The sequence below is a fragment of the Chryseolinea soli genome (assembly GCF_003589925.1).
GTDB lineage: Bacteria > Bacteroidota > Bacteroidia > Cytophagales > Cyclobacteriaceae > Chryseolinea > Chryseolinea soli.
In genome coordinates this window covers 6,247,911-6,260,744 of record NZ_CP032382.1, presented here as the reverse complement: position 1 = coordinate 6,260,744, position 12,834 = coordinate 6,247,911, and the positions used below count along the sequence as shown (strand labels likewise).

The window sequence follows — 12,834 nt, the reverse complement described above, 5'->3', positions numbered from 1 at the left end:
TCCGGTGAATAAAAAAAATACGCAGCGTGGGAGCGCTGCGTAGGGTGATGTTGCTGAAGAATACAATTTATTTCTTTGGCTTGCCTTTTTTCAGAGAGGAATCGCGCACAATGAGACGCGTTTTCAACACTTTGGTTTCGGGTGCCGGGTCTTCGTTGTCCTTGGACTTGAATTCGATCTGGCGGATGAGCAGCTTGGCAGCTTCCTGACCCATTTCGAAACCGGGTTGGTCCACAGAAGTCAACGGTGGCTCGAGCAGGGAGCTGAAGAACCAGTTGCTGAAGCCGACCACGGCGATGTCCTGGGGAATCTTGAGGCCGGCTTCCTTGATGGCTTGCATGGCGCCCATGGCTGCCGGGTCGTTGGTGGCGAAGATGGCGTCGGGGCGGTTCGGCATTTTGAGGAGCTGTTCGGCCGCGATCTTGCCTTCTTCGATGGTGCCGAGCGGGCAGGAGACGATGAGCTCCTTCTGCACGGGCATCTTGTTTTCGTTGAGGGCCTGCACGTAGCCTTCGAGGCGTTGCTTGGTGATGCCCAGGTTGGGCGGGCCTTCGAGGTGGGCAATGCGGGTACAACCCTGGTCGATGAGGTGTTGCGTGGCTTCTTTCGCGCCGCTCAAGTCGTCCACAATAACTGTACTTGAGTTTGCATTCTCATATACGCGGTCAAAAAACACCATCGGCACGCCTTTGGCGAGGATGCTTTCAATGTGTTCGAAGCTACTGGTCTCGCGCGATACGGAGATGAGCATGCCGTCTACGCGGCTATTGAAGAGGGCTTTGATATCGGTCTTTTCGCGTTGGAGCGATTCGTTCGACTGGGTGATGATCACGTTGTAGCCGGCGCTGTAGGCCACGTCTTCGATGCCGCTGATCACCGTGGAGAAGAAGAAGTGCACCAGTTCGGGGATGATCACGCCCAGGGTATTGGTCTTGCTTTGGCGCAAGCTGAGGGCGACGATGTTGGGTTGGTAGTTCAATTTCTCTGCCAGCTCGTTGACCGCCTTCTTGGTTTGAGGGCTGATGTCGGGGTGATCTTTCAGCGCGCGGGAAACTGTGGAGGGAGAGATGCCCAGTTCGCGGGCGATGTCTTTAATAGTTACCTGATTGTACTTCATACTGCAAGTTTAAAAATACTTGGGTACAATCACCGCAAATCGTTGCGCAATTTTTCGAGAATCTCCGCAAACGATTGTGGTCAGTTTGACTATAAGGGGATGCCGGGGGTCATTTTTGGGAATCCGTGTGCCGTGTAAACTACCCCTCTGTTGTATTAAAAATTGAGTATTTTATTTTTCGTAATCGATTGCGGTTTCGATTCCGATAAAAATACTATCGTTTTTGGGATCAATTCTGATGTACTTTCTACTACATTACGATGTGGTTTTATGAGGATTTGTACCCCTCAAAACCTCGAAATGTATTTCTAACCCAAACAAAAACCGTATGACAAAATTTTATCTGTGCGTAAGCAGGTATTTGGCGGTCATGCTTGTGCTGGTCACCTCGGTGGCCTGGTCGCAAAGCAAGACCGTGACAGGAAAAGTGACCTCCAAGGAAGACGGCAGTTCGTTGCCTGGAGTGAACGTTGTTGAAAAGGGGACTAGTAACGGTACGATCACCAATACTGACGGCGAATTCTCTATTACCGTCGGCAGCAATGCAACCTTGGTGTTTTCGTTCGTTGGCTTCAAAGCCCAGGAGATTCCGGTAGGTGCTCAGTCTACCGTGAATGTAGCGATCGAACCCGATGTGACCGCACTTTCTGAAGTGGTGGTTATCGGTTACGGTCAGATCGAGAAGAAAGATGCGACGGGTGCTCTTGTATCCTTGAAGCCTACTGATTTTAACGGTGGGGTTATTTCGTCTCCCGAACAATTGATTCAAGGTCGCGCGGCTGGCGTGCAAATTACATCTGCAAGTGGTGAACCTGGTGCCGGCGTGAACATTCGTATCCGCGGTAGCTCTTCGGTACGTGCCGGTAACAATCCACTCTTCGTCATCGATGGCGTGCCGCTCGCAGGTGATGATATTTCGGCCGGCGGCGGTGCCTCCAGTTCGGGCTTAGGCATGAGTGCTGCCCGGAACCCACTCAATTTTCTTAACCCCAACGACATTGCCAGTATCGACGTATTGAAAGATGCGTCGGCTACGGCGATCTACGGTTCACGCGGCGCCAACGGTGTGGTATTGATCACGACCAAATCCGGCTCTGGAGGAAAGGGTACTTTGGATTACTCTTATAACGTTAGCGTTGGAAAGGTCACGAAGAAATATGATCTCTTGGATCGTGAACAATATCTTTCGGCCTGGTCGGCCTATAATGGTGGTGCCTCTCCGTCTGCCATTGATGGTGGTGCGAACACAGACTGGCAGAAAGAAGTACTGAGAACAGCCGTGACCCATCAACATAATCTTTCCTATGGTCAAGGCGATAAAAGCAGCAACTACAGATTTTCAGTAGGCTATATGGACCAACAGGGTATTGTAAAGATATCCGGTCTGAAGCGCTATACCGCCCGATTCAACGGCACGAAGAGCTTTATTAATGACAGATTTAGAATCTCAACGCAATTGACCGCTGCCAACACGCAGGATAGCGGTGCGCCCATTACGGATAACTCCGGTTTTGAAGGCGACTTGCTCGGTTCCATGTTGAAATCAAATCCAACACTGCCGGTGCGCAAGGCAGATGGAAGCTATAACCAGGTTTCGACAAACGAGCCCAACCCAGCAGCCATCCTGGGACTGACTCGCGACAAAACCAACACAATGCGCATTTTGGGTAACGTTTCCGGAGAATTGGAAATTATCAAAAATCTCAAGTTCAAGACCGTGGTAGGTTTTGACAAGTCAATGTCTATGCGCAGACAAGCCATGTCCAAGGACCTCTTGGTATCGGGTATCTCTGGCGACGGCCGCTTGTACGTGAGTGACATCGATATCAGCAACAATCTTTGGGAAAACTATTTCACGTACGATAAGAAATTCGCCAATACATCTTTGAATGCAGTGGTGGGTTATTCCTATCAGTCGTTTTCGAAGGCCACCAACAATTCGCAGTACACCCATTTCAGAACAGGCGACTTAGATCAAATGATCAACAACATGGCGGCTGTCGATGAGCAATATCCCGATCCGAACAAGATCGATGGAACGAAACCCGCCGCTTTGGCCATCAACTCTTCATTGACCAAAGATGAACTGCAGTCTTTCTACGGACGTGTCAATTTTGGTATCAAGGAGCGGTACCTCTTTACGGCTACGTTGCGTGCCGATGGTTCGACGAAATTCGGTCCATCCAACAGATACGGCTATTTCCCTTCGGCTGCGTTCAAATGGAGAGTGATCGAAGAAGGCTTTGTTCCTGAAATGTTCTCAGACCTGAGCGCCCGCATAGGATACGGTGTAACTGGTAACCAGGAAATTCCGCACAACCTCTACCAAGGTCGCCAGCGTTATTCGGATTGGACGCTAAATACATCAAATTCAATTGGTGGGGGGGCCTATAATTATGTTTCGTTCCCCAATGCAAAGTTGAAATGGGAAAGCACTTCGCAACTGAACGTCGGTATTGACTTTGGTTTCTTCAATAATCGGATCACCGGTTCGTTGGACTACTACAATAAAAACACCAGTGACTTGCTGATCCAGAAACCTTATGCGCAACCGTTCCCTTCTGCCGATGCATTCTTGTGGCTTAATGCTCCTGCCCACGTGATCAACCGCGGTTTGGAAATCAGTTTAACAGGAAACGTGATTGCTAATACAGACTTCACCTGGACCTTGATTGCCAACGCAGCCTTCAACCATAACGAGGTAAAGGATTTCAACAGCACGATCGATACGGGTGTGATTAACGGCCAGGGGTTGTCGGGTGCGTTTGCACAACGGATTGCCCAAGGACAACCTTTATTCGCATGGTTCGTCCGCGATTTCGGCGGCTATGATGAAAACGGCATCGCCAAATACAATGGCGGTGATGTTCAGAAATTTGTCGGAAAATCAGCTATTCCAAAAGCTAATGCCGGCTTGACCAGCAACTTCAAATACAAAAAATTTGATCTGAGCATCTTCTTCAACGGTCAATTTGGACACTATATCTACAACAACACCGCAAACGCCTTCTTCACAGCCGGTGCATTGGCCGCTGGTAGAAATACGACCACAGACGTTCCTGGAAACGGCGAAAGCAGAGCAAACTCTCCCGACGTTTCGACAAGATTCCTGGAAAAGGGCTCGTTTGTGAGACTGCAAAACGTTACATTCGGGTATAACATCCCTGTGGCGAACACCTTCGTTTCTTCCCTGCGGGTGTTTGTGACCGGCCAAAACCTGTTTGTGATCACCGATTACTCAGGTCAGGATCCTGAAGTGAATACCAACAAGTCACTGAATGGAATACCTTCTTTGAACATCGATTATACATCGTATCCAAGGGCGAGAACTTTTACTTTCGGTGTCAATGCATCATTTTAATTAGCCAAGCATTATGAAGAAACATATTTTTTCAAAACCAATTTTTGCTGGAGTTTTTAGTGTTACTCTTGTATTTTCGGCTTGTACCGATTTGAAAAACAACGAGCTTGATTCTACCGTCGTTGAATCGACCGGTGGTGTTCTCACGGTTAACCCGACGACCACCTTAGCAGGTATCTATAGTTCTGATATGGGGGCGTTCACTGATCAGGCCAACATCTATTCACTCTTTGAGCACACGTCCGATGAGTTGATTCCACCTACACGCGGTACCGACTGGGGCGACAACGGTGTTTGGCGCCAGTTGTATCAGCATACCTGGGACCCTACCCACTCATACATCCTGAACACCTGGAATCAAATTCACAACCGGATTTTCAAATGCACGCAGATTTTGGGTTCATCTCCCTCGGCAGACGAGGCGACTCATGCTAAATTCCTCCGCGGCTTTTTCATGTGGTATGCAATGGACCTTTTTGGTCAAGTTCCCTACCGCGAAGTTACCGAAGGCTCTGACGTTAATCCGAAAGTTTTGAGCCGTTCGGAAGCCTTTGATCACATCGTTCAGGATTTGACGGAGGCCATTGCAGGACTGCCCACCACGGGACCAGTTGCAACCAACAGCAAAGGCACCCGTGCCGCCGCCAACGCCATGTTAGCCCGCTTGTTCCTCAACAAAGCAGTTTACAAGGCTGAAAATGCTGCCGGACCCTACACTTTCGACAAGGCCGACATGGACAAAGTAGTGCAGTATTGCGATGCGGTAACGGCCGACGGCTATTCGCTGGAAACCGAATACTTCAAAAACTTCAGCACTTCGGCATCGAAAGAGATCATTTTCACGAGCGCTGCAGGTACACCGGAAAACAGATACCGGATGACCTTGCACTACGATAACCACCCCGACGGCTGGAACGGATTTGCAACACTTGCCGACTTCTATGGAACGTTCGATCCTGCAGATAAACGCAGAGGTAGCTATCCTACACCCGATGGAACAGAATTTTCTGGCATCGCTCGCGGTTTTCTGGTGGGTCAACAATACAACGACAAGAACGAGCAGGTTATTAATTCGCGTAATAAGAAGCCTTTGGCATTCACACCCGAAGTGCCGCTCCTTGGTGCAGCGACCGAGCAAGGTATCCGCGTTATCAAGTATCACCCGGCAGACAAAGGACAGTACATCCTGCTCCGCTACGCCGATGTGTTCCTGATGAAAGCTGAGGCCATTATGCGCGGCGGCACCGGTGACAAGACGGCGCTCGAGTTGGTGAACCAATTGAGAACCTTGCGTGGTGCACCCGCATTGGGTGCGGTCACCGAAGCGGATATGCTGGCCGAAAGAGGTAGAGAACTTTACTGGGAGGGCATCCGTCGTGTTGACTTGGTCCGCTTTGGATCATTTGGCAAAACCTGGCAGGATAAAGACAACACGGAAGATTATCGCGTGCTGTTCCCCGTTCCTCAACAGGCTGTTGACTCCAACCCGAACCTGACCCAAAACCCTGGTTACGGGGGGGCGAAATAATTGAAGTAAGCCGTTGAAAAGATCAGGAGGCAAGTATTCATTTACTTGCCTTCTTTTTTTTACTTTTCAGATTGATATTACCCTGGATACGAATGCGGAGATTTTACCTATTCATGTTACTGGCATTGTGGGCTTGCGGTCCGGAGAAAAGCGAGACGTCCCAGAATGAAAATACCCTTTTCAAACGGCTTTCCGCCGAAGAAACGGGCATTCACTTCGAAAATACCCTCATTGTCCAGGAAGACCTCGACGTCTTTCGCTACCGAAACTTCTACAACGGGGGCGGTGTGGGCATTGGCGACTTTAACAACGACGGGCTACCCGATGTTTACCTGACCTCCAACATGGGAGAAAACAAACTCTACCTCAACAAAGGCAACCTGAAATTTGAAGACATTACCAAGAAGGCTGGCGTGGCCGGCACCAAGACGTGGGCCACGGGCGTGAGCCTCGCGGACGTGAACGGCGACGGTTTGTTGGACATCTATGTGAGCAACTCCGGCGATGTGAAGGGCGGCAACCGCGGCAACGAGCTTTTCATCAATAACGGCGACCTCACCTTTACCGAAAAAGCAGAAGAATACGGCCTGGCCGACAAAGGATTCACCACCCACGCAGCATTTTTCGACTACGACAAAGACGGTGATCTCGATTGCTACATCCTCAACAATTCCTTTCGCCCTGTGTCCACGCTCGGCTATCGCAACCTGCGTGACCAGCGTGACGAATTGGGAGGCCATAAACTCTACCGCAACGACAACGGAAAGTTCACTGACGTGAGCGAACAGGCCGGCATCTACGGCAGCGTGATCGGCTTTGGCTTGGGCGTGACCGTGGGCGACGTCAATCTCGACAACTGGCCCGACCTCTATATCTCCAACGACTTCTACGAACGCGACTACCTCTACATCAACAAACACGATGGCACCTTCTCAGAGGAGCTTGAAAAATACATGGGTCACCTCAGCATGTTTTCCATGGGCGCCGACCTGGCGGACATCAACAACGACGGTTGCCCCGACATCTTTTCTACCGACATGCTCCCCGAGGAAGACTACCGGTTGAAAACACTCGTGGCCTTTGAGACGTACGACGTCTATCAATTGCGTCTCAGGAACGGCTACTACCATCAGTTTATGCGCAACATGCTGCAACTGAACAACAGCGACGGCTCGTTTAGCGAGATCGGTCAATTGGCCGGTGTATCCGCTACGGATTGGAGTTGGGGTGCGTTGATTTCCGATTTCAACAATGACGCTCACAAAGAGATATTCGTTTGCAACGGCATCTACAAGGACCTGATCAACCAGGACTTTGTGGAGTTCCTGGGCAGCAGCGAGAACATGCGGTCGGCCATTGAAGGCAAGAAGGTGGACTTCAAGGAATTTGTCGATAAGATGCCGTCTCAAAAAATGAGCAACTACATGCTTGTACCCACAAAAGATTTCGAATTCAAAAACGAGTCGAAGGCGTGGGGTTTGGATGAGCCGGGGTTCTCCAACGGTGCGGCCTACGGCGACCTGGACAATGACGGCGACCTCGACCTGATCGTGAACAACGTGAACCAGGAGCTTTTCTTTTTCCAAAACCGCGCCGACACGTTGCTGAAAAATACTTCGCTGCGGCTCGCGTTCAAAGGTTTTGATAAAAACACGTTTGGGCTAGGCGCAAAGGTGCACGCTTACATAAAAGGCGAGTTGCTTTACTATGAGAACATGCCGATTCGCGGGTTTCAATCCAGCATGGACTACACGATGGTGATCGGCACGGGCAACAGCACGTCCGTCGATAGCCTGGTGGTGGAGTGGCCGGATGATAAAGTGGAAGTTCTGAAGAATGTGCCGACCAATCAGAAGCTGTTACTCGATCACGCGCAAGCGAAATCCGTAAAAGCAAAAGCGCCCAAGCCTGAGCGTGCGCTGTTTTCGGAGCTGGCGAATGGCGATGTTATTTCACACGAAGAAAATGATTTCAACGAGTTCGACAGGGACCGTTTATTATACCACATGTTGTCCACGGAAGGCCCGGCGTTTGCCAAGACCGATTTGAACAACGACCATTTGGATGATTTCTTCCTCGGTGGTTCTGCCGGCCACGGGGGGGCGCTTTACCTGCAGCAAGCCTCCGGGAAATTCAGCAAACTTCAGCCCGAACTATTTCTTGCCGATTCGTTGGCCGACGACACCGACGCGGTGTTCTTCGATTTTGATGGCGACAAAGATCTGGATCTGTATGTCGTTACCGGCGGCTCGGAGCGTGCCTCGCTGGGCATTCCTTTGTTGGACAGGCTTTATGAGAATAAGGGCATGAGAAACGGCCGTCCCGAATTCGTGAAAACCGAGAAGAGAATGCCGACGATCTACCAGGCCGGAAGTTGTGTCCGCCCCGCAGACATCGATCACGACGGTGACCTGGACTTGTTTGTCGGCACGCGCATGTTGCCGTCCTACTACGGTTTACCGTGTGATCAATTTCTTTTGCTGAACGACGGGAAAGGAAATTTCACCGACGCCACAGCCACCCTGGCCCCACAGCTGAAACACGCCGGCATGGTGACCGCCGCCGAATGGTTTGACTACGATCACGACACGTTCCCCGACCTGATGGTGGTCGGCGATTGGATGCCCGTCACCCTTTATAAAAACGACGGCAAAAAGCTGACCCGCGTGGAAAACATCCCCGGTCTCGAAAAAACCGAGGGCTGGTGGAACAGCATCACCGCGTCGGATCTGGATGGCGATGGCGATACCGACTTTGTGCTGGGCAACCTCGGCCGCAATTCCAAATTCAAGCCGACCACAGATCATCCCATTTCGCTTTACGTGAACGACTTCGATCAGAACGGTTCCATTGAACCCATCTTCACATTTCTCAAAGATGGAGAAGAGTATCCCACGGCGTTGCGCCAGGATATGATCAAACAGATGAGCAGTCTGAAAAAGAAGTTTGTCTATTACAGGGATTACGCGCAAAAATCGATCGCCGACATTTTTGACCCGGCGCTGCTGGCGAAGGCGACAAAGCTTAATTTCTATGAACCCAATACGCTGGTGCTGATGAACGAAGGCGCGAAAGGATTTGTGCGCAAGTCGCTTCCCGTACAAGCCCAGTTCTCGCCCGTGTTTGCCATCGACGTTGCCGACGTGAACCACGACAACAAACCCGACCTGGTGGTGGGCGGCAATTTGTTTTCGGTGAAACCGGAGGTGGGACGCTATGACGCCCTGCACGGGTTGGTTTTGGTTGGCGATGGAACGGGAAATTTCACGCCGCTGAAATCGCAGCAATCGGGTATTAAACTGGAAGGACAGGTGCGGCACATCACGCGTCTCAAAACAAAAGCAGGAGAGGTGGTCGCGTTTGTCCGGAACAATGATTCAATAAAATTCTATAAAGCTACGAAGTGATGCTGAGCATACGTTTACGTTATATTTTTTTGGTCCTGGTGGTATTCGGCTTGTCGGCTTGTTCGGACAAGACGGGAGGAGGCAAGGGATTCAGATTTGTGCCTTCCTCGGAATCGGGAATCACCTTTCGCAACGTGTTGAAGGAAACTGTGGAGTTCAACATTTTCAACTATATGTATTTTTACAATGGGGGAGGTGTAGCGGTGGGGGATGTGAATGGCGATGGATTGGTCGACTTGTATTTCACAGCCAACCAGGATCCCGATAAACTTTACCTCAACCAGGGCGATCTCAAGTTCAAAGACGTGACGGATGCGGCCGGTGTGGCCGGATTCAACGGCTGGACTACAGGCGTGACGATGGCCGATGTGAACAACGACGGCCGCCTGGATATTTATGTCGGCTATTTGGGAGACTATCTCATTTTCAAAGGCAAAAACCAACTCTTCATCAACGAGGGCAACGACGAGAACGGCGTTCCGAAATTTACGGACCGGGCCATGGAGTATGGTTTGGATCTGGTGGGCTTTGCCACGCAGGCGTCCTTTTTTGACTATGATCGCGATGGCGACCTCGACATGTTCATGCTCAACCATTCCCTCCATGAAAACGGGACCTTTGGCACGTCCAAGAATCTGCGCTTCCTTTCGCATCCACTCGCCGGCGACAAGCTCATGCGCAACGACGACGGGCATTTCATCGATGTCACCAAAGGTTCGGGCATTCTCGATAACGCCATCGGCTACGGACTGGGCGTGGTGGTGAGCGACATCAATCTCGACGGTTGGCCGGATGTTTATGTGGGCAACGATTTTCACGAGAACGACTATCTCTACATCAATCAAAAGAACGGCGCCTTCGCCGAAGTGTTGGACAAAAGCATGAACCACACCAGTCGCTATACGATGGGTGTCGACTTTGCAGATTTCAACAACGACGCTTTCCCCGACCTGGCTGCGATGGACATGCTCCCGGAAGACCCTTTCATCCTGAAAGCTTCTGCCGCCGAAGATGCCTATGACCTGTTCGACTTCAAGTTGCGTTATGGCTACAACTACCAATACACCCGCAACGCGCTCCAACTCAACAACCAGGACGGCACGTTCAGCGAAATAGCGTTGTACGCCGGCGTCTCCAACACCGACTGGAGCTGGTCAACTTTGTTTGCCGACTTCGACCTCGATGGAAAGAAAGACATCTTCATCTCCAACGGCATCTTGCGCCGGTCCAACGACCTGGACTACATAAACTTCATCACCACGGATTCCATACAGGAAGGCATACGGTACAAGATGGACGAGGAGCATTTGAAGCTGATCGAAAAAATGCCAAAGATCAAATTGGCCAACTACCTCTACCACAACAACGGCGACTCCACGTTCACCAACAAAGCGCCGGAATGGGGCCTCGACAAGATTTCGTATTCTCATGGAGCAGCCTATGCCGACCTGGACAACGACGGCGACCTGGACCTGGTGACCAACAACGTGGAAGACGAGGCTTTCGTGATGGAGAACCTTTTCCGCAGCAAGGAACCGGGATCTCAGTCCAGCCATTACCTGGGTGTGAAATTGAAAGGTGTCTCGGGGAACCTCTACGGCCTGGGCACAAAAGTATTTCTCTACAACGGGGGCCAGGTGCAAGTGCAGGAATGTACACCCGTGCGCGGCTACCAAAGCGCGGTGGATACCCGATTGATCTTTGGGACCGGCAACGACAAGACCATCGACTCCGTGTTGGTCGTCTGGCCCAACGATGCCTTTGAAGTATTGAAGCAGGTGGCCGTCGATCAGCAGCTGGAATTGGATCAATCCAAGAGTAGCGGGAAATTTGACTACGGCCGCTTCCATCGGGCAAAGCCCATCTTTGAAGAAACTACGGCAGCACTCGGCATCAACTTTACGCACCGCGAAAACAAGTTCGTGGAGTTTACACGCGAAGCGTTGCTGCCCCACATGCTGTCGGAGGAAGGGCCCGGTGCGGCGATAGGGGATGTGAACAACGATGGGTTGGATGACGTGTTTGTGGGGGGTGGAAAATGGCAGACGTCCCGGTTGTTTGTACAAAACAAAAATGGAAAGTTCACCAACTCTTTTCAGCGTTCATTTGAGCAGGACAGCATTCAGGAAAATGTCGATGCAGCATTCGTCGATGTGGATGGCGATGGCGATAAAGATCTGATCGTCGTCACGGGCGGAAATGAATTTACCGGAAACTCCATCCATCGCCAGCCCAAGCTCTATACCAATGACGGCAAAGGAAATTTCACTTCGGCCAAAGGGCTCCCGGAAATGATGATCACCGGATCTTCGGTGAGCGTCAGCGATTTCGACAAGGATGGCGACGCGGACATTTTCATCGCTGTGCGCACCATTCCCTACAAGTATGGTGAAGAACCGAAAAACTATTTGCTGCAGAACGATGGCAAGGGAAATTTCACCGACGTCACCAAAAGCGCAGCGCCGATATTGGAGCAGTTTGGTTTTATCAAACAATCGGTCTGGGCCGATATCGACAACGACAAAGACGAAGATTTGATCCTGGCTGCGGAATGGAAACCCATCACCATTCTCGTCAACACCAACGGAAAACTGGCGCCACTTCCTTTGGAGGGCTCGGGCCTGGAAAAAACCAACGGCTGGTGGAACCACATCGCGCTGGGCGACCTCGACAAAGACGGCGACCTGGATCTTGTGGCGGGCAACCTGGGCCTCAATTCAACACTCAAAGCCTCCCTGACCGAACCCGTGAAAATGTATTACTCGGATTTCGACAACAACGGCAGCTTCGAGCAGGTGCTCACGCATTTCACGCAGGGAAAAGAATACCCTTTCTACACGCGCGACGAGATGGTGAAGCAGATGCCCATCCTCAAAAAGAAATTTCTTTCGGCCAACAAATTCGCCTCCGCCACATTCAAGGATGTTTTTGACGAGGAGACCCTGAAAAAGGCAAAGGTCTTTGAGGCCTTCACGTTTGAAAGCGCTTATATCGAAAATAAAGGCAACGGAAAATTCGAGGTGCGCCCGCTGCCCCCGGTGGTGCAGTTCTCGACCGTGAACGTCATGATCCTGGAAGACTTCAACCACGACGGCCACACCGATGTTTTTGTCGCCGGCAATTTTTATCCCATCAACATCCAGATGGGGCGCTACGATGCCAGTTATGGCACGTTGCTGGTGGGCGATGGCAAAGGGCATTTCAAGGCCATGGCCAACAAGGATTCGGGTGCTTGTTTGAAGGGGGAAATCCGCAGACTCGAACCCATCACCCTGGCCGGGCGCGTGCACTATGTGGGCTTCCGCAACAATGATTCGGTGGTGTCTTTTGCGCTAAAGAAATGACGAAAAGGTTGTCGGCGCCGGGCCTTTTTTTTGTTGCCGTCATCTGATACCTTTGAAGAGAATCATACCCGCGACCC

At 51.1% G+C, this 12,834-nt stretch carries 5 protein-coding genes; 4 read left to right on the top strand and 1 reads right to left on the bottom strand.

Features of this window, described 5'->3' with window-relative positions; all coding sequences use genetic code 11:
• Positions 1 to 67: 67 nt before the first annotated feature.
• A complete protein-coding gene (locus D4L85_RS26160; RefSeq protein WP_119757075.1) occupies positions 68 to 1,117 on the bottom strand; it encodes a LacI family DNA-binding transcriptional regulator in 1,050 nt (349 codons plus the stop codon).
• A 328-nt stretch (positions 1,118 to 1,445) separates the two neighbouring features.
• Between D4L85_RS26160 and D4L85_RS26155 the strand changes: the two genes are divergently transcribed.
• From D4L85_RS26155 to D4L85_RS26140, 4 genes are all read left to right on the top strand, one after another.
• A complete protein-coding gene (locus tag D4L85_RS26155) occupies positions 1,446 to 4,478 on the top strand; it encodes a SusC/RagA family TonB-linked outer membrane protein (protein ID WP_119757074.1) in 3,033 nt (1,010 codons plus the stop codon).
• A 13-nt stretch (positions 4,479 to 4,491) separates the two neighbouring features.
• On the top strand, positions 4,492 to 6,006 hold the full coding sequence (locus D4L85_RS26150; protein WP_119757073.1) for a RagB/SusD family nutrient uptake outer membrane protein: 1,515 nt from the start codon (positions 4,492 to 4,494) through the stop codon (positions 6,004 to 6,006).
• Between the two features lie 92 nt (positions 6,007 to 6,098).
• Positions 6,099 to 9,413 (top strand): VCBS repeat-containing protein, encoded by a 3,315-nt coding sequence (locus D4L85_RS26145; RefSeq protein ID WP_119757072.1) that lies wholly within the window; start codon positions 6,099 to 6,101, stop codon positions 9,411 to 9,413.
• Positions 9,413 to 12,757: a VCBS repeat-containing protein gene (locus D4L85_RS26140; RefSeq protein WP_119757071.1), complete on the top strand. Its 3,345-nt coding sequence runs from the start codon at positions 9,413 to 9,415 to the stop codon at positions 12,755 to 12,757. The genes D4L85_RS26145 and D4L85_RS26140 overlap by 1 nt, the downstream gene beginning before the upstream one ends.
• Positions 12,758 to 12,834 lie beyond the last annotated feature (77 nt).

Bases quoted from the DNA above. Each gene is read 5' to 3' on its own strand.
- D4L85_RS26160 (WP_119757075.1), bottom strand. From the start codon at position 1,117: ATGAAGTACAATCAGGTAACTATTAAAGACATCGCCCGCGAACTGGGC.
- D4L85_RS26155 (WP_119757074.1), top strand. From the start codon at position 1,446: ATGACAAAATTTTATCTGTGCGTAAGCAGGTATTTGGCGGTCATGCTT.
- D4L85_RS26150 (WP_119757073.1), top strand. From the start codon at position 4,492: ATGAAGAAACATATTTTTTCAAAACCAATTTTTGCTGGAGTTTTTAGT.
- D4L85_RS26145 (WP_119757072.1), top strand. From the start codon at position 6,099: ATGCGGAGATTTTACCTATTCATGTTACTGGCATTGTGGGCTTGCGGT.
- D4L85_RS26140 (WP_119757071.1), top strand. From the start codon at position 9,413: ATGCTGAGCATACGTTTACGTTATATTTTTTTGGTCCTGGTGGTATTC.